This is a genomic window from Parasphingorhabdus litoris DSM 22379 (assembly GCF_020906275.1).
Classification (GTDB): domain Bacteria; phylum Pseudomonadota; class Alphaproteobacteria; order Sphingomonadales; family Sphingomonadaceae; genus Parasphingorhabdus; species Parasphingorhabdus litoris.
On the sequence record NZ_CP086727.1, the window covers coordinates 3,042,162 to 3,066,199 of the forward strand.

Sequence of the window (24,038 nt, forward strand, 5' to 3'; positions counted from 1 at the left end):
AAATATGATCAACCAACCCAGTCGGCTACTTCCAACACCACTTTGTTAGCGGCACTATTAAGCGCCTCACCAACCGGGCCCGCCTCGGCTGCAAATACCGTCTCACTGGCCTCAAAGCGCCGCTTTTCAACCGGTTCGCCTTCGCGCATTTTCACGGCATCATAGGTCACCATGACCGTCAAGCTGGGACCATCCAGGCCGAAATTGACCAATTCGCCAGACAGATAAGTATCCGCTTTACCGCCAGCCTGAACCGGGGTGAGCACCAGCCGGCTATTTTTCGCCGCTATGGTCTCGGTAAGCAGTCCCTGAAAAAGGCGAGCAGGCTTATCGACCCATGTGGCTTCTTTTAGATAGGCGACCCCCGTAGCGCTGGTCTGGACCGGCACGCGGACATTGTTCAATTTTTGCGGCGTCGAAGGCAGCTGAACCACCAAAGCGCCAGCGCGTGGTCCGGCGCGCACCGCGCCAGCATCTACTGTGGTGTCAGGTGTCAGCGACAATAAAAAGGGCGGTGGCTCCGCTCCGCCAAAACTGACGCAAGCACTCAAGACACCAAGGCTCGCCAATAGCCCAAAGGATTTTGTCTTGTGCAATATGGTTATAAATCCGTGCTTTTCCATGGGTGTCCCTCTATTTGCCCGGCTCGTAATCCGGCAGCGCTGGTGCCGATAGCAACGACCCTGCCCCGCCCTGATCCAGCCGTTCTGTCACCGATGTGAGCGATTTTGTCAGCGCCTGCATATCCTGAACCAGTTGATCCACTTCCGGAATTGTCTTGGTCCCCAATTGCTGCACGCCAGGCCGTGCATCATCCAGCACGGCGTTCAGCGCTGCCATGCTTTTCTCCGCTGCCGCCAGCGTTTTCGTCAGATTTTGCGCCAATGGTTCGCCGTTATTGCTCAACAGCTGGTTGGCGTTATCCGCAACGGCAGAGAGCTTTTCTGCCGTTTCCCCGGCATTGCGGATGGCGACGGCTGATTCTGTCATCAAGGCTTCAAGATTGGGCGCTTGCTTGGCAAGGCTACCGGTCAACTGTTCGGTATTGTCCAATATGCCTTCGATCGATTCCTGATTCTTGTCGGATAACAGCAAGGTCAACCGGTCTGTCAAAGTCGCCAACCGCTCGACCACGAGCGGCGCGCTGTTCAGCAATTCGCCCAAAGCCCCAGGTTTTGTCGGAATCACCGGAACACCTTCCGGCCCCAGATCTTCAATTGGCGGTGCGTCTTTGACCGCGCCATCAAGCTGGATATTGGGCGGCGCCGTAAAACTGATGCTCTGGATTGTGGCCGTCGTGCCCTGCAAAATCGGGGTGGCTTCGCTAACGGCAATACGCACCCGCACGAAATCCGGGTCTTTTTCCCAAAGTTCTACATCGAGCACCTGGCCCGACGGAACACCAGCAAATGTAACCCCAGTACCCTTGGCAAGGCCGCCAACGGATTGGGCAAAGAAAATGTCATATTCCTTTTGCACACCATCACCAAAGCGGACAATCCACACCAGGAATGCAGCCACTAAAGCCAGCAAGGTCAAGGTGATAACACCGACTAGAATATGATTGGACCGTGTCTCCATTATTTCACCTTTATGGCCAGCCGTTCCGGCACCTGCAACAAATCTCTGTAATCAGACCGCATTTTCAACGTCCCGCCGCGTTCTGGGTTGACGCCATCCGTCCGCGTGGGCCGTTGAAATATTCCTGTATCCAGGGATGATCCAAGGCCAGCAGTTCCGGTATGGTACCAACGGCGATAACCTTTTGATCGGCGAGCACCGCAACCCGGTCACAAATTGCATGCAGCGTGTCGAGATCATGGGTGATCAGGAAAACCGTGAGCCCCAATGTCTGCTGCAATTCGCGGGTCAAATTGTCAAAAGCAGCCGCGCCGATGGGATCAAGCCCGGCTGTGGGTTCGTCCAGAAACAGCAATTCCGGATCCAGCGCCAGCGCTCTGGCAATGCCGGCCCGCTTCTTCATGCCGCCCGACAGTTCAGCCGGATATTTCGGCGCAGCTTCGGGTGGCAGTCCGGACAGGCAAACCTTATATTTCGCGACCTCGCGCCGGAAATCACGGTCCATCTCGGGGAAAAATTCGCGGATGGGAACCATGACATTTTCAGCCACTGTCAACGTGGAGAAAAGCGCTCCGCCCTGAAACAGCACGCCCCAGCGTTTGCGCACATCAATTGTTTCGGCTTCCGATCGTCCCAACAGCGACTCACCAAAAACCTCGATTGCGCCTTCGTCCGGCTGCTGTAGACCGATAATCGATCGCATCAGCACCGACTTCCCGGTACCCGAGCCGCCGACAACTCCCAAAATCTCACCTTTATGGACATCAAGATCGAGGCCTTCGTGAACCACCTGCTCACCAAAGCTGTTCCGCAATCCTTTGACGCAGATTATCGGACCGGAAAAGTCACGGTTCACAATGATAGGATCTTCATCAACCATCACGCCCATCCAATCCATGTGAAAAATACCGCGAAAAAGGCGTCGAGCACAATGACCAGGAATATCGCCTGCACCACGGCAGCCGTTGTCCTTTTGCCGACTTCCTCGGCATTGCCCTTGACCTGCATGCCTTGATAACAGCCACAAATCGCGATGATCGCACCGAATACCGGCGCTTTGACCAGGCCGACATAAACGTCGGTTATTGGAACGACTTCCCTGATCCGGGCAAAGAAGGTCGCCGGCGGGATATCCAGCTCGACCCAGCTGAGCAGACCGCCGCCAATTATCGCAACGATTGATGCATAGAAACCGAGCAGCGGCAGCATGAACACCGCCGCCAGAAAACGGGGGAGCACCAAAGCCTCCACTGGCGACACACCGATGGTCCGCATCGCGTCAATTTCTTCAGTCAGCCGCATCGTCCCAATCTGTGCTGCGAAAGCCGAGCCGGAACGTCCAGCAACCATGATTGCCGTCATCAGCACGCCCAATTCCCGTAACGTTAGCCGCCCGACCAGATTGACGGTAAAGACCTCGGCACCAAATTGCCGCAGTTGCACGGCTCCCTGTTGCGCAATCACCAGGCCGATGAGGAAGCTCATCAAGCCAATAATGCCCAGGGCCTTAACACCCACCACATCAAATCGCTGGATAACGGCATTCCATCTTATGCGCCCCGGATGGCGGACCAAGGATGCAGCAGAAATCATCACGGAACCGAAAAAACCAATCAAACCCGCTAGCGTCGTCAAGGCGATCATCGTCGCCTCGCCCACTTCGTCGAGCACACGAACAATAGGATTGGGCGGATCTGGCCGCACGCCCGCTGGCTCAGCAACGCTGCTCACGGCGGCTATCAATCGCTCCGCTTCATTGTCCATCCCGACGATTTCGGCATCAACTTCACGGGCAGTTCGATAGATAAGCCACGCGCCTACCGTATCAACATAATCGATATCGGACAGGTCCAGCCGCTGCACATGCTCGCCATAGTCCCGCAGCCTTTCAGGCAGGTCACCAATCGCTGCGATCGACAAGTCACCGGAAAAACGAAGTACCGTTACTCCGTCTTCAGTCATTTCTTCGACAAAATCGCTCGGTACTGTCATCCCTGCCATTGGTGACGGAAAATCACTGAAAGCTCAACCCATTATGATAAGTCATTTATTTGGTGCAATGTTGCAGTGATTGCTAATAGAGCAACAACATTGGAAATGAGGCGCAATGACAAAATTGGCAATTTACGACATGGACCGGACAATCACGGTGCGGGGAACCTACACACCGTTCCTGTTCCACATGCTGTTCGCACGTGCGCCATGGCGGCTGGTTTTCCTGCCGCTGCTACCGTTCGGATTTATCGGCTATGGTTTGAAACTGATTAGCCGCAAGAGCCTGAAAACCTATAATCAGAGACTGTTGCTGGGTAGCAAACCAAGCGTGGAAACGCTTGAGCCGCATATTGAACGCTATGCTGACAAAGTGATGCAGAGCAACAGCTATGCAAAAGCCATCGCTCAGGTCGAAGCCGACCGGGCAGAGGGCCGCAGACTTGTGCTCGCGACCGCATCCTATGAACTTTATGTCAATGCAATAGCCGCGCGGCTGGGCTTTGATGATGTCATCGCCACTCGCCTTAAAATTGACGATCAAGGGCAGGTCTTACCGGAAATTATTGGCGAAAATTGCTATGATGTTGCCAAGCTTGACCGGATCAAGGCCTTTCTCGACGAGCAAGGATTAGCGCGTGAAGGCATCCATATCCGGGCCTATTCTGATCATGTCAGCGATGCGCCCATGCTCGAATTTGCTGATGAAGCGGTTGCGACAACACCCAGCGCGCCGCTAAGGGCGCTCGCCAAAAAGCGGAAATGGAAGATACTGGATTGGCGTTAACTCCTCTCCCTCAAGGGGAGAGGAATAAACCATCAAACCGTTTCCAGTGCCTGTTCGAAATCGGCGATCAGATCATCGGGATCTTCCACACCGATCGAAATACGCACCAGATTATCGGTAATGCCAAGCGCCGCCCGGCGATCATCTGGCACGGACAAATGGGTCATCGCCGCTGGCAGGCTCGCCAGTGTTTCGGTTCCGCCCAAGCTGACGGCCAGTTTGGCAATTTTCAGGGAATCGAGAAAGCGGAACGCTTCTGCCTCTCCGCCCTTGATAAAGACCGAAAAGGTCGAACCCGCGCCGCTGCAATGGCGGTCGTAGATATCCTGCTGTGACGCATCGGAAATGAAACCAAGATAGCCAAGCCCTTCGACCTTTGGATGATCACGCAGGAAAGCACATACTTTTTCAGCATTTTCACCAGCGCGAGTCATGCGCAGTTCCAGTGTCTCGAGACTGCGCATCAACATCCAAGCGGTATTGGGATCGCATATCGTACCGATCGTATTCCGGATCGCCCGGATCGGATCCATATGGGCTTTAGATCCCAGGACACCACCGGCGACCAAATCGCTATGCCCGCCGACATATTTGGTCAGGCTGTAGATGACGATATCCGCACCATGTTTCAGCGGCTGCTGCCACAAAGGGCCAAGGAAGGTGTTGTCGATCGCAATTGGCGGCGCGGCATCGTCGCCAAAAACCTGGTTGCGAGCATCGGCAACGCCTTCGATATCGACCAGTGCATTGGTTGGGTTGGCCGGGCTTTCCAGATAGATAATCGCAACCTTACCGCCATTTTCTGCGGCTTGCTGCTTGGCTTGTTCGAGTAAAGTCGAAACCTCGGCGGGGCTCGCTCCTGCCGGAAAATCGATGAAGGTCACGCCAAACCGTCCCAGAATCTTGTTTATCAGCGTTTCGGTGGCGGCATAAAGTGGTCCGCTGTGCACCACGACATCGCCCTGATTGACGTTGGCAAGCAAGATAGTCGCGATGGCCGACATACCGCTGGAGAATACAAGCGCATCTTCCGCCTCGTCCCAGATACTCAGCCGGTCTTCCAGAATTTCCTGATTGGGTCCGTTAAAACGTGAATAGACCAGACCATCGGCACCGCCAGGACGCTTGCCAGTAATCCCTTCAAAATGACGTTTGCCGGCCGCTGCATTTTCAAAAGCGAATGTGGAGGTTAGAAAAATCGGTGGCTTCAGCGAACCTTCGGACAGCACCGGATCATAGCCATGACCCATCATCAATGTCGCTGGCTTCAATTTGCGCCCACCAATTTCCTCAACCGGGGCCTTAGGCATTCGGCGCGGCGTTACGGGTACAATCGGGTCATCATTTTGATCGGACATCAGGTTTCTCTCCACCGTGAAATTTGCTGGAAGGCTAATGCCTCAATACTCAACTGATTACAAATGAAACCATCCAGATCGAACCGATAATGATCGGGATACCCGCGATATCGAGCAACAAACCGGATTTTAGCATTTTCGGCAATTCGATATGATTGGTTGACCAGGCAATGGCGTTAGGGCCCGTACCGGAAGGCAGCATGAAGCCCCAGCTCGCCGCCATCGCCGCTGGCATCGCGAGCAAGACCGGATCTACACCGGTGGCGAGTATCAGGCTCGCGACCACGGGCATGATCCCGCTGGCCGTGGCGACATTGGACGCAAATTCCGTGACAAGAATGACCAAGGCAACAAGCGCTATAGCAATCACGATGACCGGCACGGACTTCAGCGGCGACAGCGCCAGTCCCAACCAGTCGGCCAGACCCGACTCGATAATCCCAGCCGCCAGAGCCAGGCCGCCGCCAAACATCATGATCACGCCCCAAGGCGCGCGATCCGCTTCATCCCAATTGAGCAATTTACGGCCTGTGCCATCGGGCAGAATAAACAGCAGCAAGCCGCCCAATATCGCGATGCTGCCATCATGCACCGCGCCCTCTGGCAGCACGGTCTTGATCTGCGGAAGGAACAACCAGCCGAGCATAACGAGGACCACGACCGGAACGACGCGCTTTTCGGGCAAGCTCCAGGGACCCGCCGAACCGATCGCGGCCTGTGCTCCTGCACCGTCAAAGCTGTCTTTACCAACCTTCTGAACCATGATCAGGATCGCCGCACAGACCGGCAAGCCAATAATCACAATGGGCAGACCAAAGCTCAGCCAGCTGAGAAAATCGATATCCATATCCAGAGTCTTGTTGATCAAACCCGCTGCGATAGCATTGGTCGGACTGCCGACCAAAGTGCCAAGCCCACCTATAGAGGCGGCAAAGGCAACACCCATGATCAGTGCGCCGGCGAACCCCTCCGTCTCGCCATCCTTGACCCCACCGGCAACCAGCACGGCGACGGCAATCGGTATCATGATTAGCGTTGAGGAGGTGTTGGAAATGAGCATGCTGAGCAGCGCCGTGGCGAGCATGAAGGCGCATAATATGCCCCAGGCGCTCTTTCCAGAGAGGCTCACAATCGCCAGCGCCAGCCGTCTGTGCAGACCAACCCGCTCGATCGCCAGCGCCAGAAACGCTCCGCCCAGGATCAGGAACAATATCGGTGAATAATATTGGCTGGCGGTTTCCCGAACATTCATGACATCCATGACCGGCAAGGCAAGAAACGGCAGCAGCGCGGTTGCGGTTAGCGGTACTGCTTGTGTCATCCACCATGTCGCCATCAGGATCGTGAGTGCAGCGACATGCCAGGCTTGCACACTCATCGCAGCAGGGGCTGGTGACAATAGCATGGTCACAAAGACCGCCAGGCCTGCAAAAAGTCCGACGCGCTGCGCGTTCATGTCCTATCTTCCTCCCCGCCCCTGTCTGCGCAGGGATAAAGCTAAGCTCGCAGTCCAATCAACGATATTTGCCGACCATAGCCCGCTTCGCTGCGATGGCAAGAACGGCGATAGCTGTAATAGCGATCCTCATTGGCATAAGTGTCCAGCCCCAACTTATCGATTTGCGTGATTCCTGCCCTCGCCAAACGATCCGCCACATAGGATTCAATGTCGAATTGGAAATGACCAGGCTTACCGGCAGCAAAATATTGCGCATTGTCGGAGGTCTCCGCAACGAAGCGTTTTTGAAATCCCGCATCGACTTCATAGCTGACCTGCGCGATGCATGGCCCGATAGCACAAGCGATATTGTCCCGAGAAGCCCCGAGTTTTTCCATCGCGGCAATGGTATTGTCGGTGACGCCGCCAATTGCCCCTTTCCACCCGGCATGGGCCGCGCCAACCACCTGCGCCGATAAATCACAAAACAGCACAGGCACACAATCTGCGGTCAATATGCCCAGCAACAGACCCGGCGTGTCGGTCACCATCGCATCAACATGAGGACGGGCATCAATTGCGAAGGGTTTGGTCACCGGAACCACATCCGCGCTGTGCACCTGATGCAGGGTGACAAGTTTGCTTTCTGGCAAAACCGCTGCTTTGGCAAGCTGGCGATTTTCGAGAATGGCGGTACGGTCATCATCACTGCCTAAACCTACATTAAGGCCTGCGTAGATACCTGTTGATAACCCGCCAGCGCGGCCAAGAAAGCCATGAGGCAAGCCTGCCAAGAGCGGTGATGTTGCGATATCCACCGCCGATGGACTTGGCTCAGGCAAGGCTCTTGCTCACTTGTTCCGACACATCTTTCGACAGGTTAGGCGCTCCGGCAATTTTCTCCAAAGCCAGCCGCATCAGGTCCGACCGGCCGCGCTCGAAACGGCGCCAACGACCCAGTGACGGAATGAAGCGCGCTGCGGTTTGCGGATTCTGACCGTCCAGTTCAATCACCATATCCGCAATCATCTGATAGCCTTTGCCAGACGGGTCGTGAAAGCGAACCTGATTATTGGTAAAGCCAGCATAGAGCGCCCGCACTCGATTAGGGTTGGAAAGCGTAAATTCGGGATGATTGGCTAGCCGCTCCACTCGTTTCACCGTATCGCTGCGCTGTGACATCGCCTGCAGCGTGAACCACTTGTCAAGAACCAAGGCATTGTCCTTGAATCGCTTGAAGAAATCTTCCAACGCCCAGGTCCGCTCTTCAGCATCCATATGTGACAAAACGCCAAGCGCGCCCTGCATGGCGGTCATATTATTGGCATCACGATATTGGTCAAAAGCTAGTGCAGCTGCATCCTCCACCTGCGATGCCGCAATATATCCAAGTGTTACATTACGCAGCTTCCGGTCGGCCCGCGCTGCTGCATCGAGGGAAAAGGCACCCGGTTCGCATTGGTTGTAGAGGCGGCGGAACTTGCGTTCAAACTGCACACCGATCTTGCCGCGCAACTTTTCGCGCGCATCATGAATGGTTTGCGGGTCAACCTCAATCATCTGATCGCCCAGAAATGCTTCGCTCGGCAGCTGGATCAATTCCGCTAGAAATGCGCGGTCAATTTTGTCATCTGCCAAGACGGCACCAATGGCCTGCAGAATGATATCGCGATCCGCCGGCGTGCCAGTCACCTGTGCGACCAAATAACTGGCCATCAACTGCTGCATCGCCTCGAAACGGGCAAAGGGATCATCATCATGGGATGACAGAAACGCAAGTTCTTCAGCGGTGCGACTGCTCTCTAATATGATCGGGGCCGAGAAACCGCGATTAATCGATAGGATTGGATGATCTTTCTGACCTTCAAAAGTAAAACTCTGCGCCGCTTGGTCGAGCGTCACGAGTTGCTCACCTTCATGTGCACCGGTTACTGGATCCAGCAAGGCGATTTTGATCGGTATAACCATTTCCGATGGTTGCTGCGGTGCACCGTTAGCGGACAGACTTTGTTTCAGGTCCAGCTTGGCCGTGCCAGTTTGCGGGTTGTGGCTCAGCTTCGCGGATACGCGCGGCGTGCCTGGCGTGCGATACCAGCCGCGAAATTTTCCAAGGTCGATCTCACCACCGTCTTCCATCGCAACAACAAAATCCTCACATGTCGCTGCTTCCCCATCATGGCGGTCGAAATAAAGGTCTGTACCCTTGCGAAACCGCTCGGCACCGAGCAACGTCGCCATCATTCGAATGACCTCTGCGCCCTTGTTATAAACCGTCGCCGTGTAGAAGTTGGATATCTCCTGATAACTTTCGGGGCGGATCGGGTGTGCCAATGGCCCGGCATCTTCAGGGAATTGGGCAGCCCGCAAGATACGGACATCTTCAATCCGCTTAAGTGCAGCTGAGCCCATATCTGCCGAAAAACTCTGGTCGCGGTAGACAGTGAACCCCTCTTTCAGGCTCAGTTGAAACCAATCGCGGCAGGTGACACGGTTTCCTGACCAATTGTGAAAATATTCGTGGGCGACAACCCCTTCAATGCCGTCAAAATCGGCATCAGTTGCCACTTCAGGATCGGCCAATATGTAGCGCGAATTGAAGATATTGAGGCCTTTGTTTTCCATCGCCCCCATATTGAAATCACTAACGGCAACGATGTTAAACAGCCCGAGATCATATTCGCGGCCATAGACTTCTTCATCCCAGCGCATTGAATCTTTAAGCGCCTGCATCGCGTGGCCGGTGCGCGGCAAATCGCCGTCGCGAACCCAGATATTGAGCTCCACCGGTTTGCCAGAACGGGTGGTGAAGCTGTCCGTGTTTGCAACCAGATCACCGGCAACCAATGCGAACAAATAGCTGGGCTTGGGCCAGGGATCGTTCCACTGCGCCCAATGACGACCATTGTCGACTTCGCCTTCCGCCACCTTGTCGCCATTACACAGCAGGACCGGAAAGGTCTTCTTATCGCCTTCCATCCGCACCGAATAACGGCTCAATATATCGGGCCGATCCGGAAAAAACGTGATACGGCGAAAGCCCTCTGCCTCGCACTGCGTACACAGCATATCCTGCGAAGCATAAAGGCCCATAAGCTGTGTATTAGTCGATGGATCAATCTCGACGGTAATTTCCACTTCATGAGCTGTGCCCGGTAGCGACAATTGCAGATTTCCGTCAATCAACTGCCAATCGGTCCATGCTTCTCCATCCACCTTGACCGCTGTCGGGATCAAGCCGTCACCATCGAGAAGCAAAGGCTCTTCATATTTAGCCGATTTGGAACGCCGCACGTCAAGCAGCGAGTGGACAACCGTGTGATCCAGGCCGAGCTGAAAATCGAGTGCGATTGACGGAATGAACCAGGCCGGAGGGCGATAATCTTCACGGCGAATAATGGTGGGCTGGGTCGCAGGCATGGCTGCATCGGTCTTTTGGATATCTGGCATAGCCTCATGCCATAAGAGCCATTTGCACCCCGCGCAATTGCGTTTATGGTTGAACGACCGCGCCCACTGCCCATCGATAGGAAATCACGACCTCATGCCGCACTTGCTGATTTTTGGACTCGGCTACACAACAAAGCGCCTTGCCGAGAGATTGCGCAGCGACGGCTGGCAAGTTACCGGCACGCGGCGAGAGGCTTCTGACGGCGCCATTGCGTTTGACAGTGAAGCCGAAGTTCGAGCGGCCATTGATGAGGCAACTCATATCATCTCGTCGGTCCCACCGGACCGCAATGGCGCAGAACCGGTGCTCGATCGTTACGGTGACAATATCAAAACCGCATCACTGCAATGGACAGGCTATCTCTCTTCAACCGGAGTTTATGGAGACGTTAAAGGCGCATGGGTTGACGAAAGCGCACCCATTGGTTCCGGACGGCGCAAAGCCCGCAGCCGCGCTGATTTGGGCTGGCAGGCGCTGCGCGATGATGTTCGAGTGCTGCGCCTTCCCGGCATCTATGGTCCGGGCCGCAACCCGATAACCCGCGTGCAGCAGGGCAGAGCCAAGCGGATTGATGTGCCTGGCCAGGTTTTCAGCCGCATCCATGTCGATGATATTGTTGCGGCGATCATCGCCTCTTTCGACGGTCCGGCGGGTGCCTACAATATAGCCGACGACCTCCCGGCACCGCAGCATGACGTTATCGCCCATGCAGCGCGGCTCATCGGTGTTGTTCCGCCTCCATTATTGTCCCTCGAAGACGCTGATCTGTCCGCTTCCGCCTTGGGATTTTATGAGGAAAACCGCCGGGTAGCGAATGGCAAAGCAAAAAGGCTGCTGCACTGGAAGCCCATATATCCCGACTATAAATCGGGCATGGCCGGGCTGGTTGAATAGCCGCGCATAGGTTTCTACCGCTATGGCAGCGATCAAGCCAATATCATCTGGGCGAGCGCCCTGCCCGACAGCCACGCACATTCGATACGAGGCCCAATCATCCAGTCGCCACAAACCCCAAGCTTGTGCTCATCGCTATACAGCGCGCTGGAATCTGTACGGCCCGATCGCGCATAGCGCCAGCGATGCGCCGAAACGACCAACGGGGGCGGGAGGGAAACGCCGGCCAGTTCCGCAAAATGATCGGACAAGGCCGCAGTCACATCTTCTGGGCTGTCTTCCAAATGTACTCTGGACCACTCCGGTGACGCCTGAACAACCCATGTTTCCGGTCCGTCTCGACCGGGCTTATCAGAGTTGCGCGCCGCCCAACCAATGGTCACGTCATCGCGAAATATCGGATCGGCTATTCCTGAAGGCTGATCAAAAGCCAGCATCAATGTCCAACAGGGGTCGGAAAGGGTGGCAGAGGCAATACTCGCAAAATTGGGTTCCCACGGTAACAAAAGATCAGCCGCCTGTTCCGCGGGAATGGCACATATCACCTGATCAAAAACTGTATCAATCAAACCATCGTCCGTCTGCAATTGCCAACCAGCATCCGCCTTGACCATCTTGATGATCCGCGTTGACCAAGTGACATTATGCCCTGCCGCAAGCGCCTTTATCGGCGCGTTCATGGCTGGCACACCTACCCACGCTTCATCACCCGCGACTGGCCAGCGCCCGGCAACGCCACTTTTTTCCCACTCGCGTACAATCGAAACAAAGGCCGGATCGCGGGCAGTGAAATATTGTGCGCCATGATCAAAACTTATGTCTCCGATAGCGCTTGCCATACGCCGGGTAGACATTCTGCCGCCCGGGCCGCGGGCTTTGTCGAACAGTGCAATCTCATGCCCCGCGGCCCGTAAATGGTCGGCACAGGCAAGGCCGGATAGTCCGGAACCGATAATGGCGATTTTCATAATTATGTCTTTCAGCCGTATGGCGCTGCCCAAGCAAGACGGCCTATGCCGCTTTTTGATGGTTTGTTAATCCCGGAACCGGGCCTTTAACAACTATCAGCGACCGGGCAATATGTCCCAAAGAACGAGTATGTGAAAATGGCCGAAGTTACAGTCTGGTATGACGGCAGCTGCCCCTTATGTGTGAGAGAAATTGCGTTGATGAAACGCCTGGACAGAAATAACGCCATTGAATTTATCGACCTTATGCGTTTTGAAACACCCTGCCCGGTGGACCGCAAATTGATGATGACACGCTTCCATGCATCGGAAAAAGGTACACTCCATTCCGGTGCGGCGGCTTTTGCAGCCATGTGGCGCGCAATACCGCTGCTACACCCGCTTGGGCTAGCGGCCAAACAGTCCTGGATTTTAAATCTGCTGGAGCGACTATATAACCTGTTTCTGCATGTCCGGCCGCACTTGCAAAAACTGGTTGGTGGAAGGAAAAATCATGATCAGACCAAAGCCTGATCCAGTTCGCGAAGGGCAAGAAAGCGTCTGGGATTATCCGCGCCCGGCTATCGCAGAACCGTGCGCATCCCGGATCATGATCGAACATCACGGCGTGGTGATCGCCAACACACAGTCAAGCATTCGCACGCTCGAAACCAGCCACCCGCCGAGCTATTACATCGCTCCGCAAGACATAATGCCGGGCGTGCTGCACCGAGCGGAGGGCAGTTCCTTTTGCGAATGGAAAGGATCAGCCACCTATTGGGATGTGGTGATTGGTGACATCCGGTTGCCGCAGGTTGGTTGGAGCTACCCCAATCCCAGCGAAACTTTCGCCATGTTGCGCGACCATGTTGCATTTTATGCTGCGCCATTTGATCGCTGCTCGGTTGACGGAGAAACGGTAACGCCGCAGCCGGGTGCATTTTATGGTGGCTGGATCACCAGCAAGCTGGCAGGTCCTTTCAAAGGTATTCCAGGCAGCAGAGGGTGGTGAGCAATGGCAAGAGATAAGGGCGACCCCAAAAGCCGCTCGGTGCCGCGTGGTCGCTTGTCCCGGTTCAGTCAATTTGGACGGCTGGCCGGAGGTGTTGCTGGCGGCATGATGGCCGAAGGCGCGCGCCGGCTCGCCAATGGGGAAAGGCCTGCGGTACGGGACATGATGCTCACGCCCGGCAATGTTTCAAGGGTTGCCGATCGACTGTCGCATCTGCGCGGCGCGGCGATGAAACTGGGGCAGATGATCTCCATGGATGCCGGGGATATGCTGCCGCCCGAACTCGCTGAAATCATGGCAAAACTGCGTCAGAACGCTCATCGCATGCCGCCGCAGCAGCTACAAAAGGTTCTGGCGGAACAATGGGGACAGAACTGGCGAAAACGCTTTTCCCATTTCGGTGCAACCCCGATTGCAGCCGCTTCTATCGGGCAGGTGCATCGCGCCATGCCCGCTGATGGGCGCGATCTTGCGATCAAAGTCCAATATCCCGGTGTTCAGGAAAGCATTGATGCCGACGTCGACAATGTCGCTGCCTTGCTGAAAATATCCAATCTCTTGCCGCGCGAGCTGGATATCGGTCCGCTGCTGGCCGAGGCGAAGAAGCAATTGCATGAGGAAGCCGATTACCGCCGCGAGGGTGAATATCTCACGCGCTTCGGCACGCTGCTTGCCGGTTCATCGGACTATATCATCCCCGTGCTCGATGAAGAGTTCACCACTGATCGTGTCCTGGCCATGAGCTTTGTCGACGGCAAGGCGATTGAGACATTGGTCGACGCGCCGCAAGAAACCCGGGACGCCACGATGCACCTGCTGTTTCAGCTTGTGCTGCGCGAGATATTCGAATTCGGCGTCATCCAATCGGATCCCAATTTTGCCAATTACCGCTATCAGCCGGACACGGGGAAGCTGATATTGCTGGACTTTGGTGCGACGCGGCCCGTCCGACCTGATATTGCCAAAGCCTATAAAAGGTTGATTGAGGCCGCGTTTAACGGTGATCGCGACGCTGTCCGCAAAGCGGCCCTTGCCGCTGGATTTGTGAGCGAAACCGCCGTTGCCAAGCACCGTCCCCGCATTGACCGCATGATCGATATCATCCTTGGTGAACTGAACCAGCCCGGCCTGTTTGACTTTAGCGATCGCAGCTTCGTCGAGGCCTTGAGCGATGAAGGTATGGACGTTGCAGCCGATAAAACCGCATGGCACATTCCGCCCACTGACCTGCTCTTCATTCAAAGAAAAATCAGCGGAACAGCACTGCTCGCAGCGCGCCTGAAAGCCAAGATAGATGTGCGCGCCATCGTGAGTGAATATCTGGATCTGGGTTAGCGACTGAAGACAAAATGCCAATCGGCTCTCATGAAAAATAACCATATAGGTAAAAATGGCTTGACATTTTCACGCTGTTTCGGTACATAACAAGAACATCAAGAAATCGTGATTCGGGCCATGCGGCTCTGGACTGTCGGCAAGGCCCGCTTTCGGGTTGCCGGATATTTCAGCGCGCAGCCCCATTTTAACGTCCGCGATCCGGGCGGGAGGATAGATATGTCTGAAGCAGAGCGAAACAGGAAACAACAATCCCCGAAACAGACCGAGAGGCCGCACAATCCGCGTGCAGAGCATAAGGCGGCCAAACAGGCTGTCTTTCTGGAGCAGCTGGCAATCACGTCAAGTATCAAGCAATCGGCGAAGGTGGCTGGCATTCCCAATTCCACTTTATATCTGTGGCAACAAAATGATCCCGATTTTGCCGCTGCCTGGTTGAAGGCGCTGGCAGAGGGATATGCGCTGCTGGAAATGGAAATGCTGGAGCGCGCCCGGCAAGGCGTGGAGCGCAAGATTTTCTATCATGGCAAGCATGTCGAGACAGTGCGCGACTATGACCACAGAATGGCGCTGCAACTGCTGCGCTTGCACAAGGAAACTGTGGCAATGGTCCGTGCGGCACAGGCAGAGGCGGCCGCAGAACCGGAAACCGTGCACGACACGCTGGATGAAAAACTGAAGAAGATCAACGTGCGGTTGCGCGCTTTTCAGGCGGAAAAACGGCGTAAGAAGCTGGCCGGAAAAAAGCCCAATCACGGCGAAAGGAATGGTGCCGTGCATGGAGCATGATGATCGTGATGTAATCACCGCGCAACAGATTAACCGGCTGGATGACAAATCTCGCGCGTTCTTTCTGGACGCATTGGGAGCGCACCATCGCCTTGAATATGAAGCGAGCTGGCACAAATGGGCGCGCAAGGAGCAATTGGCGCCTGCCGGTGACTGGACGGTGTGGATGATCATGGCCGGCAGAGGCTTTGGCAAAACCAGGGCCGGCGCCGAATGGGTCCGTGAAATTGCTGAGGCCGATGGCAGCGCGCGCTTCGCACTGATCGGGGCCAATTTTGCTGAAGCGCGGATGGTGATGGTCGAAGGAGAAAGCGGCCTGCTGTCAATTGCGCCTGCGAAGACCCGGCCGCAATGGGAGCCGTCGCTGAAACGCCTGCGCTGGCCGGGCGGAGCGGAAGCCTATCTCTATTCAGCCGCAGAACCGGAAGGGCTGCGCGGGCCGCAACATAGCCATAGCTGGTGCGACGAAATCGCCAAATGGCCGAACAATAGCGGGCAAGCGCTGGCGGCGTGGGACAATCTGAAAATGGGATTGCGGCTTGGCCAAGCGCCGAAAATTACCGCCACGACAACGCCCAGGCCAGTGCCGCTGGTGCGATCACTGGTCGGCGATCGCGGCACGGTCATCACGCGCGGCAGCACCAAGGATAATGTCGCGAACCTGCCCGGCGCGTTCATCAAGGTCATGGAAGCGGACTATGGTGGAACCCGGCTGGGACGACAGGAACTGGACGGGGAGCTGATTGAGGAGCTGGAAGGCGCTTTGTGGACACGGGCGATGCTGGAGGATTCGAGGGTTGATCCTAACGAAGCCAGCCAGACCGAACGCATTGTCATCGGTGTTGATCCACCCGCTTCCCAGAACGGAGACGCCTGCGGAATCATCGTCGCTGGCTTGCGCAGGGATAAAAAAGCCGTGATCCTGGCCGATGATAGCGTTGCCAAAGCCAGCCCGGAAACATGGGCACGAGCGGTTGCAAAAGCGGCGCGCAAATGGAGCGCCGACCGGGTGATTGCCGAGGCCAATCAGGGCGGCGCGATGGTGAAGTCGGTCCTGCAAGCGGCGGACATTTCTTTGCCCGTTCGGTTGGTACATGCCTCGCGCGGCAAGGTCGCCCGGGCAGAACCGGTCGCGGCGCTGTATGAAGCGGGACGGGTGCTGCATGCGGGCGCTTTTCCGCGCCTTGAGGACGAGCTGTGCGGGCTGCTAATCGGTGGCGGTTATGAAGGCCCGGGGCGATCACCGGATCGCGCCGATGCGCTGGTATATGCGCTGACGGAATTAATGCTCGGCAAGAGGCGCGAACCGCGCGTGCGGGTTTAGGGTGAAGTTAGAGTTTTGTGCTCCGCACTTGATGCGGAGCCCAGGGTAGACGGGCGTGACAGCCATCCCAGGCTCCGCATCAAGTGCGGAGCACGGCAGCGCGGAAATATAACAAGGAAATAAGATGACATTTTGGCAAAACCTAACCCTCGCCTTCAAGGGCGGTGGGCAGCAAACACGGCCGCCTTTGGGGCGCAGCTATATCGGCACCTATGGCGGTGCTTCCTTTACCGGCGAGGCGCCTTTTTCTTATGAGGGCCAGGTCCGCGAGGCTTATGTCAGCAACGCGGTTGCGCAGCGCGCTGTGCGGATTGTCGCGGAAGGCGTCGGCGGGGCGCCGCTTGCACCGATGGATGACGCGCTCACATCGCTCATCAACGCCGCCAGCGCCGGCCAGTCCCTGCTCGAAACCATCGCTGCGCATCTGCTCTTGCACGGCAATGCCTATGTGCAGCTCATATGCGGTGCCGAGGATCAGCCTGCCGAGCTTTTCGCGCTGCGGCCCGACCGGATCACGATTGAATCCGATACCAAAGGCTGGCCGGTTGCTTATGTCTATCGTGCGGGCGAACATCAGACCCGGATAGCGGCACAGGATGAAAGGGAGCGCCCCGCGATCATCCATATCAAAGCCTTTCACCCGACCGATGACCACTATGGCCTCGGCTGTCTCGGCGCGGCGGCCAAGGCGGTGGCGGTGCATAATTCGGCGGCGCAGTGGAACAAGGCGCTGCTCGACAATGCCGCGCGTCCGTCTGGCGCTTTGGTATTTGATCCCGGGCCGGATGGGTCGGTCTTGTCGGCGGACCAGTTTGATCGGTTGAAGGCCGAGATGGAGGCAAGCTTTGCCGGTTCCGGCAATGCCGGACGGCCGATGCTGCTCGAAGGCGGCCTGAAGTGGCAATCGATGAGCATGACGCCGGCGGACATGGATTTCGTTGCGTTGAAAGCCGCCGCTGCCCGGGAGATCGCGCTGGCTTTCGGCGTCCCGCCAATGCTGCTCGGGCTGCCGGGGGATAATAGCTATGCGAACTATAAAGAAGCCAATCGCGCGCTGTGGCGGCTTACCATATTGCCGCTGGCGGGCAAGATTTTGGACGGACTGGCTGGCGGTCTGCGCCTGTGGTGGCCCGATGCAAAACTTACCATCGATCGCGATCAGATACCCGCGCTGTCCGAAGATCGGGAACGGCTGTGGAACCAAGTGAGCGGGGCGGATTTTCTGTCGCCTGAGGAGAAGCGGGAAATTTTGGGATTATAGTTCTCTCCCCTTGAGGGAGAGAAAAGACTTGGCTTGGCAGCTTGCTGCCTAGCAAGTCTTAGAGAGGGGGCAGCGACAATCGCAGACCTTTATCTGTGCCGCCCACCCCTCTCCAAGTTTCGCTAGCGCCCCTGGACAAGCCCAGAGCCGCAAGCTTCACTTTCCTCTCCCTCAAGGGGAGAGGAGTTGTTTATTTAACCGCGTCTTTATTTAACCTCAGGCGCCGGGCGCGGGGAGGAGTCTTTATTGAACCTCAAGCGCCGGGCGGGCACATCCGTGCCCTTGGCTATCGCGCCATACGGCGCGGCGGCCGGTCGGCCTTGCCTCGCTGTGCTCGGACGATGCTCTTTGACGTTTCGTAGAAGGTCGCGCTGATCCGAAGCGAAGCGGAGGCAAGCGCGACCGCGCGCCAAATAATATAGGCTCGCTTTTGCGAGGAAAGCCAAGCGGGCGGAGGCCCGCGCCCGGCGCCTGAGGTCAGAAAAAGGAAACCCAAATTATGCAAAACGAAGAAATGCTCGCCCGCCTCGTGGCGCAGGCGGAAGGCGATGGGGCGGATTTGGTCACGCTTCGCGCGATAGTGGAGGAAGCGACCGATAGCGGCGCGGCACGCGTGCTCGACCGGCTGGGTCTCGCCGATCACAAGGCACAGGATGATCTCGACGAGTTGCGCGAACTCTTGCGTGCCTGGCGTGATGCCAAGGCGAGCGCGTGGAAAGCGGCGATAACCTGGGTCATTCGCGGCGCGCTGGCGCTGCTGTTGATCGGCATCGCTATGCGCTTCGGTTTCGGGAACTTGGTTACATGAGCGTGATCCGCTTTGCTGGCTATGCCGCGATCTTCAACCGCATCGACAAGGGCGGTGACATTATCCGGCCCGGTGCCTTCGGGACACTGGCCAAAGGACAGTCGCTGCCGCTGCTTTGGCAACACAGCCCGGAAAAACGTATCGGTACAATTACTTATGCCCACGAAGACGAGCGCGGCCTCAGGGTGATCGGCAATTTGTTGACCACGACAAGAGCGGGACGCGAAGCAGCAGCGATGCTTACCGATGGTGCGGTAAAGGGGCTGAGCTTTGGCTATCGCGTGAAGCAGGCGATCGGACAGCGGCCCAGAGAGCTATGCAATCTCGACGTCGCGGAAATATCGCTCGTAACCTCTCCGATGCAACCACTGGCTCGGGTGCATTGTTTATTGGACCTCAAGCGCCGGGCGCGGGCCTCCGCCCGCTTGGCTATCCTCGCATAAGCTCGGGCGCGCGGTCGCGCTTGCCTCGCTGCGCTCGGAACAGCGCGACCTTCTCGGCAACGTCCAAGAGCATCGTCCGAGCGCAGCGAGGCAAGGCCGACCGGCCGCCGCGCCTTATTGGCGCGTAGCCAAGGCGACGGATGTCGCCGCCCGGCGTCTGAGGTCAAACAAAAAATACCTACTAACGCGGCGGCAGCGGTTTGACCCCTTCCGAAGCCGGCACACCATTGGCCATATTGGCATCCAGTCCGGCAATAATCGCCGCACTGCAGCCGAACTCTTTCAGCTCAGCGGCGATACGCGGATCGCTTTGGGTCGGAGAGACAACCTGCGGAAAGTAAAATTCATTTTGTTCGTCTTGCTGGCACAAATTGCGGCGCGACAGGCTGTTGAAAGTCTTTAACTCGGCCAGTACGCCATCATAATCTTTCCGGCCTGCCAATATGTAGATTTTGAGAATCCGGATCGGATAATAGACCAAATCTTGATGGCGACTGTGGCGCTCTGTTTTGTCTAGGAACATATTGATGGCGGTGAGCGCGCGATCCTCGTCTTTCGCGATAATCGCGTCATAGGCAATCAGTTCGGCATGTTCGACATTGGATATCATGTCGATCGGCTCGCGGTCGGCAAGCGCGGTTGCAGCGGTGAAATTGGCCAGCGCTTCATCACGGCGTCCCAATTGGAGGAGATATTCGCTTTTGTCTTTATAGAGATAGCCGCGCAGGAATGTCGGATTGTTCATCAGGGTGCGTCCCTGCAGCGCAATATAGTCGCTATGGGCAGCGATGGCGGCCTCATCATCGTCAAATGCTTTCAGCATATTGATCAACAACGGATAGCCCATTTGCGCGACTTGGCTTTGCATCGGCCAGCGGCCGTCCGCATGTTGTGAATGAAGCTGTTTGGCCAAAGCCAGCGCGCGGTTTTTGGTGGCTATGGCATCGGGCGCCTGACGTTCGTGCTTGGCAATGGCCGACCTGCTGGCACCGCGCAGCCGGATCAGCGTCTTATAGGCTTGCAGGACCGGCCAGCAGTTTTTGGCAACAAATTCGATCGACCGCTTGTCGCGGCTGGCGCAGTCTGAAAGGTCGCTGCGCTTCTCGAGTGGAATGTCATAGCTGAGCATCTTGTTCGGCGGACGGCGCGGTCGCGGAATGACCACAGTCGCATTGGGCGACGGTGTCGCCGCTTGTTGCGGGGCCGGCTTGTCGGTTTGTGCGGCCAAGGGAGCCGCTGGAAAAATTGCGATCAGGAAGAGAGCAGCCAGCGCTGCCAAGCGGTTCAGATAATGCATGGGCCCATGGCTATAGCCGCAGCCGATGCTTGTCGACCCCAATATGCAGAACAAACACACACTAGCCGCCTGATTTCAGGCCACTTTTTACCCCAGAGAATTTTCACTCACTAGAAAGGAATAGCATGGATATTTCCAATACCCCCCTCGAAACCAAAGCCGATACGCTGGAGGATAGTTTTGACACGGTGCTGATGGCCGAAGATATCGCGGAACTGCGCAGTGATGTTGATGGACTCAAGACCCAGATGGCCGACATCTCGAAAGCATCGGCGCGGCCCGTTTTGGCCGGAGATGATGAAGGCACAAAAGGCATGGCGTCTTCCCTTGCTGCGCGCAATTTCACATCCAAATATCTTCGTCGCGGCGATCATAGCGGTGTTGAGCTGAAAAGCTTTTCCGGCGCATCCGGTCCCGAAGGCGGCTTTGCGGTGCCACAAGAAATTGATGCGCTGATCGGCCGGACGCTGAAGGACATCTCGCCCATCCGTTCGCTTGCGACCGTGGTGCAGACCGGCAGCGCCGGCTATCGCAAGCTGGTCACCAATGGCGGCACGCCGTCGGGCTGGGTTAGCGAAACCGCCGGACGGCCGGAAACCGACACCCCCAATTTCAACGAAATCGCCCCGCCGACCGGAGAGCTTTATGCCAATCCGGCGGCGTCTCAGGCGATGCTTGATGACGCGGCCTTTGATGTCGAGGCTTGGCTCGCCGATGAAATTGCGCGGGAATTTGCGCAGGCCGAGGGAGCCGCCTTTGTCGGCGGTTCCGGGGTCAACCAGCCGCGCGGTTTTCTGAACGCGCCGGTCACCGATGAAGCGGATGATGTGCGCAGCTTCGGGTCGCTGCAATATGTGCCATCGGGCGCGGTTGGCGGTTTTGCCGGAGCGGATGGTGAAGATGCGCTCGTTGATCTGGTCCACGCGCTGAAACCCGCTTACCGGCAGGGCGCAAGCTTTGTGATGAACAGCGCCACATTGGCGCAGATCCGCAAGTTCAAGACCGCGGATGGCGCGTTCCTGTGGCAGGCATCGCTGGCATCGGGTCAGCCGGATATGCTGCTCGGCTATCCCGTGATTGAAGCGGAGGACATGCCGGATATCGCGGCCGACAGCCTGGCGATCGCCTTCGGCAATTTCCGCGCCGGTTACCTGATCGCCGAACGCAGTGCGACCAGCATCTTGCGCGATCCGTTCACCAACAAGCCGTTTGTGCATTTCTACGCCACCAAGCGCGTTGGCGGTCAGGTGATGAACAGCGAAGCGATCAAGCTGATGCGCTTCTCTGTGAACTAGGTTTTTATTTTTTGAACCTCAGGCGCCGGGCGGGTTTTTTTGGACCTCAAGCGCCGGGCGGCGACATCCGTCGCCTTGGCTACGCGCCATAAGGCGCGGCGGCCAGTCGGCCTTGCCTCCGCTTCGCGTCGGTCTGGTGCCAATCTTGAGAGCATTGTCCGAGCACAGCGAGGCAAGCGCGACCGCGCGCCAAATAATGTTGGCTCGCTTATGCGAGGAAAGCCAAGGCGACGGATGTCGCCGCCCGGCGCCTGAGGGAATAAACAAAACCTCTCCCCCACCCCCCATTGAAAGGATGCCCCACAAGTGAGCTTCCCCTCTGAAGACCTGCCCGCTTTGCCGGCAGAGTTGATCCAAGATGTGAAACATTTCCTGCGCATCGACCATGGCGAAGATGATGGTGCGATTACGCAGTTCACTCAAAACGCCGCCCATTTATGCGAAAATTTCATCGGCCAGTTGTTGATTGCACGGACAGTGTGTGAGCGGATCCCCGCTCGCAAGGAATGGCAGAAACTGAAAAGGCGGCCAGTGCAGGCGATTACGCTGGTCGAAGCCGTGGCATCAAATGGCGTCAGAATACCGCTGCCTGCCAGTGACTATGCGATCGATATCGATGCCGATGGCACCGGCTGGGTGAAACTGCATCCGGCGACTGATGCAACCCGAATTGCCGTGACCTATGAAGCCGGGCTGGCGGTGGATTGGACGACGATTCCGATGACCTTGCGGCAGGGCGTCGTGCGATTGGCGGGTTATCTCTATACCCATCGCGATGGCGTCGATGCTGGTCGCCCGCCCAGCGCGGTTACCGCCCTGTGGCGACCGCATCGCCGAATGAGGTTGGCATGAACGGGCCCGAATTTGCCGGTGACCTACGAGAGCGTATCCGCATTGAGCGGCAGTCGGCCGCGCGCGATGCCTTGGGATCAGCGGTCGATCAGCGCGAGCATATTGGTGCATTCTGGGCCGCAGCGCAGCCCATGGGTGTCGGCGATGAAGCCTTAGCCAATAGTCGTTCGGCCCTGCCGCGATGGCGCTTCACCATGCGACAAACCAATGCAGTGCGTCCGGGGGATCATCTGATCTGGAACCAGCGTAACATGATCGTCCAGTCGGTATCCGCCGATCATCGCCTGATCCCCAGAACCTTTCTGCAAGCCGAGGAGATACGATAATGGATACTCTAAAACAGAAGGTCGAGGTCTTGGCAGAGGCCAAACTTCAAAAAACCAAAGCGACCCTGAAAGAAGCGCTGGCGGAAGAATTATCGGATAAACTGTCGGTCGAAGAAACCAGCGATCAAGTGGTGGTTTCGGGGCACATGCTGGGCCAAGACTTGCTCCACAATAGCAGCCTGCGCGATGTCGCCTTTTTGATGCGCGGTGTCCGATGAGCAGCGCATTGGAGACGGTGCAGCGAAGCCTGGTGATGGCGTTGAAGGCGCATCAGCCGCTGAGCGACGTGATCAGCAATGTCTATGACGGGCCACCCCCGCGCGCGCCATTTCCCTATATCGCCCTGGCAACAGGCGCCTCGCTGGACTGGGGTTTCAAGGGCGGCGTCGGCCGCGAACTCAGCCTGGCGCTGTCCGTGCATGACGATGGCCAAAGCGCTGGACGCCTGCACCGGATCATGGCCCTGGTGGAAGAGGCGCTGGCAGGTGGTTTGGCAGACCCGGCCGACTGGCAGATCGTAACCTTTGATTTTCGCCGGAGCCGGATTTTGCGAAATGCAACGAGCCCGTGGAGCGGATTGATCGAATATCGTGCGCGGGTGTTGTTTATTTAACCTCAGGCGCCGGGCGCGGGCATCCGCCCGCTTGGCTGCGCGCCATAAGGCGCGGCGGCCGGTCGGCCTTGCCTCGCTTCGCTCGGTCGGATCACCTCCAGGTTGCCGCCAGTCCGACGCATAGCGTCGGCAAGCGCGACTGCGCGCCCGAGCTTATGCGAGGATAGCCAAGGGCACGGATGTGCCCGCCCGGCGCCTGAGGTTCAATAAAGACTCCTCCCAACCCAGCTCTCAAAGT

At 57.0% G+C, this 24,038-nt stretch carries 25 protein-coding genes; 15 read left to right on the forward strand and 10 right to left on the reverse strand.

The features are described from left to right. Positions 1-8: 8 nt before the first annotated feature. From BS29_RS14810 to BS29_RS14825, 4 genes are all read right to left on the reverse strand, one after another. A complete protein-coding gene (locus BS29_RS14810; protein WP_229954411.1) occupies positions 9-623 on the reverse strand; it encodes an ABC-type transport auxiliary lipoprotein family protein in 615 nt (204 codons plus the stop codon). A gap of 10 nt (positions 624-633) precedes the next feature. Further along, entirely contained in the window at positions 634-1,581 is a 948-nt protein-coding gene (locus BS29_RS14815) for an MlaD family protein (protein ID WP_229954412.1), read from the reverse strand. 64 nt (positions 1,582-1,645) lie between these two features. Further along, complete coding sequence (locus BS29_RS14820) at positions 1,646-2,461, reverse strand: ABC transporter ATP-binding protein (RefSeq protein ID WP_229956877.1); 816 nt, start codon at positions 2,459-2,461, stop codon at positions 1,646-1,648. Further along, entirely contained in the window at positions 2,461-3,573 is a 1,113-nt protein-coding gene (locus BS29_RS14825) for an ABC transporter permease (RefSeq protein ID WP_229954413.1), read from the reverse strand. The genes BS29_RS14820 and BS29_RS14825 overlap by 1 nt, the downstream gene beginning before the upstream one ends. Positions 3,574-3,688: 115 nt before the next feature. On the opposite strand from BS29_RS14825, the gene BS29_RS14830 reads away from it, so the two are divergent. Further along, positions 3,689-4,360: an HAD family hydrolase gene (locus BS29_RS14830; RefSeq protein WP_229954414.1), complete on the forward strand. Its 672-nt coding sequence runs from the start codon at positions 3,689-3,691 to the stop codon at positions 4,358-4,360. 32 nt (positions 4,361-4,392) lie between these two features. On the opposite strand, the gene BS29_RS14835 is transcribed toward BS29_RS14830, so the two are convergent. Genes BS29_RS14835 through pepN form a run of 4 tightly spaced genes read right to left on the reverse strand, consistent with a single transcriptional unit; the run spans position 4,393 to position 10,603 of the window. Next, complete coding sequence (locus BS29_RS14835; RefSeq protein ID WP_407673715.1) at positions 4,393-5,718, reverse strand: cystathionine gamma-synthase family protein; 1,326 nt, start codon at positions 5,716-5,718, stop codon at positions 4,393-4,395. Between the two features lie 49 nt (positions 5,719-5,767). Further along, positions 5,768-7,174, reverse strand: coding sequence for an SLC13 family permease (locus BS29_RS14840; protein WP_229954415.1), 1,407 nt, complete (start codon positions 7,172-7,174; stop codon positions 5,768-5,770). Positions 7,175-7,215: 41 nt separating this feature from the next. Further along, positions 7,216-7,998 (reverse strand): peptidoglycan editing factor PgeF, encoded by a 783-nt coding sequence (gene pgeF, locus BS29_RS14845; protein ID WP_229954416.1) that lies wholly within the window; start codon positions 7,996-7,998, stop codon positions 7,216-7,218. Further along, positions 7,991-10,603 (reverse strand): aminopeptidase N, encoded by a 2,613-nt coding sequence (pepN, locus tag BS29_RS14850; RefSeq protein ID WP_229954417.1) that lies wholly within the window; start codon positions 10,601-10,603, stop codon positions 7,991-7,993. The genes pgeF and pepN overlap by 8 nt, the downstream gene beginning before the upstream one ends. A 94-nt stretch (positions 10,604-10,697) precedes the next feature. Between pepN and BS29_RS14855 the strand changes: the two genes are divergently transcribed. After that, entirely contained in the window at positions 10,698-11,498 is an 801-nt protein-coding gene (locus BS29_RS14855) for a Rossmann-fold NAD(P)-binding domain-containing protein (RefSeq protein ID WP_229954418.1), read from the forward strand. Between the two features lie 32 nt (positions 11,499-11,530). Here BS29_RS14855 and BS29_RS14860 read toward each other — a convergent pair whose 3' ends face one another. Next, a complete protein-coding gene (locus tag BS29_RS14860) occupies positions 11,531-12,466 on the reverse strand; it encodes an NAD(P)/FAD-dependent oxidoreductase (protein WP_229954419.1) in 936 nt (311 codons plus the stop codon). A 138-nt stretch (positions 12,467-12,604) separates the two neighbouring features. On the opposite strand from BS29_RS14860, the gene BS29_RS14865 reads away from it, so the two are divergent. The 8 genes from BS29_RS14865 to BS29_RS14900 all read left to right on the forward strand — a co-directional run bounded on the left by BS29_RS14865 (position 12,605) and on the right by BS29_RS14900 (position 19,417). After that, complete coding sequence (locus BS29_RS14865) at positions 12,605-12,979, forward strand: thiol-disulfide oxidoreductase DCC family protein (protein WP_229954420.1); 375 nt, start codon at positions 12,605-12,607, stop codon at positions 12,977-12,979. Beyond that, positions 12,960-13,457: a DUF427 domain-containing protein gene (locus BS29_RS14870; RefSeq protein ID WP_407673716.1), complete on the forward strand. Its 498-nt coding sequence runs from the start codon at positions 12,960-12,962 to the stop codon at positions 13,455-13,457. The genes BS29_RS14865 and BS29_RS14870 overlap by 20 nt, the downstream gene beginning before the upstream one ends. Positions 13,458-13,460: 3 nt before the next feature. Beyond that, on the forward strand, positions 13,461-14,792 hold the full coding sequence (locus tag BS29_RS14875) for an ABC1 kinase family protein (protein WP_229954421.1): 1,332 nt from the start codon (positions 13,461-13,463) through the stop codon (positions 14,790-14,792). 120 nt (positions 14,793-14,912) lie between these two features. Then, entirely contained in the window at positions 14,913-15,581 is a 669-nt protein-coding gene (locus tag BS29_RS14880; protein ID WP_229954422.1) for a hypothetical protein, read from the forward strand. Continuing rightward, on the forward strand, positions 15,571-16,905 hold the full coding sequence (locus tag BS29_RS14885; RefSeq protein WP_229954423.1) for a DNA-packaging protein: 1,335 nt from the start codon (positions 15,571-15,573) through the stop codon (positions 16,903-16,905). Before BS29_RS14880 ends, BS29_RS14885 begins: the two co-directional genes overlap by 11 nt. 124 nt (positions 16,906-17,029) lie before the next feature. Next, positions 17,030-18,166, forward strand: coding sequence for a phage portal protein (locus BS29_RS14890; RefSeq protein WP_229954424.1), 1,137 nt, complete (start codon positions 17,030-17,032; stop codon positions 18,164-18,166). Between the two features lie 499 nt (positions 18,167-18,665). After that, positions 18,666-18,974 carry a DUF6127 family protein gene (locus tag BS29_RS14895; protein ID WP_229954425.1) on the forward strand — a complete coding sequence of 103 codons (309 nt, stop codon included), beginning with the start codon at positions 18,666-18,668 and terminating at the stop codon, positions 18,972-18,974. After that, positions 18,971-19,417: an HK97 family phage prohead protease gene (locus BS29_RS14900; protein ID WP_229954426.1), complete on the forward strand. Its 447-nt coding sequence runs from the start codon at positions 18,971-18,973 to the stop codon at positions 19,415-19,417. Before BS29_RS14895 ends, BS29_RS14900 begins: the two co-directional genes overlap by 4 nt. 181 nt (positions 19,418-19,598) lie before the next feature. Here BS29_RS14900 and BS29_RS14905 read toward each other — a convergent pair whose 3' ends face one another. Next, on the reverse strand, positions 19,599-20,714 hold the full coding sequence (locus BS29_RS14905) for a hypothetical protein (protein WP_229954427.1): 1,116 nt from the start codon (positions 20,712-20,714) through the stop codon (positions 19,599-19,601). Positions 20,715-20,839: 125 nt separating this feature from the next. Between BS29_RS14905 and BS29_RS14910 the strand changes: the two genes are divergently transcribed. The 5 genes from BS29_RS14910 (at position 20,840) to BS29_RS14930 (ending at position 23,800) form a co-directional block, all read left to right on the forward strand. Continuing rightward, positions 20,840-22,009, forward strand: a complete 1,170-nt coding sequence (locus BS29_RS14910) for a phage major capsid protein (protein ID WP_229954428.1) — start codon at positions 20,840-20,842, stop codon at positions 22,007-22,009. A gap of 306 nt (positions 22,010-22,315) precedes the next feature. Continuing rightward, complete coding sequence (locus tag BS29_RS14915) at positions 22,316-22,861, forward strand: head-tail connector protein (protein WP_229954429.1); 546 nt, start codon at positions 22,316-22,318, stop codon at positions 22,859-22,861. Beyond that, positions 22,858-23,187, forward strand: coding sequence for a phage head completion protein (locus BS29_RS14920; RefSeq protein WP_229954430.1), 330 nt, complete (start codon positions 22,858-22,860; stop codon positions 23,185-23,187). The genes BS29_RS14915 and BS29_RS14920 overlap by 4 nt, the downstream gene beginning before the upstream one ends. Further along, positions 23,187-23,405: a hypothetical protein gene (locus BS29_RS14925; RefSeq protein WP_229954431.1), complete on the forward strand. Its 219-nt coding sequence runs from the start codon at positions 23,187-23,189 to the stop codon at positions 23,403-23,405. Before BS29_RS14920 ends, BS29_RS14925 begins: the two co-directional genes overlap by 1 nt. After that, positions 23,402-23,800, forward strand: a complete 399-nt coding sequence (locus BS29_RS14930; protein WP_229954432.1) for a DUF3168 domain-containing protein — start codon at positions 23,402-23,404, stop codon at positions 23,798-23,800. Before BS29_RS14925 ends, BS29_RS14930 begins: the two co-directional genes overlap by 4 nt. Positions 23,801-24,038: the final 238 nt, after the last annotated feature.

Coding starts and splice junctions, on each gene's coding strand:
- BS29_RS14900 (WP_229954426.1), top strand. CDS start 18,971: ATGAGCGTGATCCGCTTTGCTGGCTATGCCGCGATCTTCAACCGCATC.
- BS29_RS14920 (WP_229954430.1), top strand. CDS start 22,858: ATGAACGGGCCCGAATTTGCCGGTGACCTACGAGAGCGTATCCGCATT.
- BS29_RS14820 (WP_229956877.1), bottom strand. CDS start 2,461: ATGGTTGATGAAGATCCTATCATTGTGAACCGTGACTTTTCCGGTCCG.
- BS29_RS14875 (WP_229954421.1), top strand. CDS start 13,461: ATGGCAAGAGATAAGGGCGACCCCAAAAGCCGCTCGGTGCCGCGTGGT.
- BS29_RS14855 (WP_229954418.1), top strand. CDS start 10,698: ATGCCGCACTTGCTGATTTTTGGACTCGGCTACACAACAAAGCGCCTT.
- BS29_RS14895 (WP_229954425.1), top strand. CDS start 18,666: ATGCAAAACGAAGAAATGCTCGCCCGCCTCGTGGCGCAGGCGGAAGGC.
- BS29_RS14815 (WP_229954412.1), bottom strand. CDS start 1,581: ATGGAGACACGGTCCAATCATATTCTAGTCGGTGTTATCACCTTGACC.
- BS29_RS14860 (WP_229954419.1), bottom strand. CDS start 12,466: ATGAAAATCGCCATTATCGGTTCCGGACTATCCGGCCTTGCCTGTGCC.
- BS29_RS14890 (WP_229954424.1), top strand. CDS start 17,030: ATGACATTTTGGCAAAACCTAACCCTCGCCTTCAAGGGCGGTGGGCAG.
- BS29_RS14865 (WP_229954420.1), top strand. CDS start 12,605: ATGGCCGAAGTTACAGTCTGGTATGACGGCAGCTGCCCCTTATGTGTG.
- BS29_RS14905 (WP_229954427.1), bottom strand. CDS start 20,714: ATGCATTATCTGAACCGCTTGGCAGCGCTGGCTGCTCTCTTCCTGATC.
- BS29_RS14870 (WP_407673716.1), top strand. CDS start 12,960: ATGATCAGACCAAAGCCTGATCCAGTTCGCGAAGGGCAAGAAAGCGTC.
- BS29_RS14825 (WP_229954413.1), bottom strand. CDS start 3,573: ATGACAGTACCGAGCGATTTTGTCGAAGAAATGACTGAAGACGGAGTA.
- BS29_RS14840 (WP_229954415.1), bottom strand. CDS start 7,174: ATGAACGCGCAGCGCGTCGGACTTTTTGCAGGCCTGGCGGTCTTTGTG.
- BS29_RS14835 (WP_407673715.1), bottom strand. CDS start 5,718: ATGTCCGATCAAAATGATGACCCGATTGTACCCGTAACGCCGCGCCGA.
- BS29_RS14910 (WP_229954428.1), top strand. CDS start 20,840: ATGGATATTTCCAATACCCCCCTCGAAACCAAAGCCGATACGCTGGAG.
- BS29_RS14885 (WP_229954423.1), top strand. CDS start 15,571: ATGGAGCATGATGATCGTGATGTAATCACCGCGCAACAGATTAACCGG.
- BS29_RS14810 (WP_229954411.1), bottom strand. CDS start 623: ATGGAAAAGCACGGATTTATAACCATATTGCACAAGACAAAATCCTTT.
- BS29_RS14930 (WP_229954432.1), top strand. CDS start 23,402: ATGAGCAGCGCATTGGAGACGGTGCAGCGAAGCCTGGTGATGGCGTTG.
- BS29_RS14830 (WP_229954414.1), top strand. CDS start 3,689: ATGACAAAATTGGCAATTTACGACATGGACCGGACAATCACGGTGCGG.
- pepN (WP_229954417.1), bottom strand. CDS start 10,603: ATGCCAGATATCCAAAAGACCGATGCAGCCATGCCTGCGACCCAGCCC.
- BS29_RS14880 (WP_229954422.1), top strand. CDS start 14,913: ATGCGGCTCTGGACTGTCGGCAAGGCCCGCTTTCGGGTTGCCGGATAT.
- BS29_RS14925 (WP_229954431.1), top strand. CDS start 23,187: ATGGATACTCTAAAACAGAAGGTCGAGGTCTTGGCAGAGGCCAAACTT.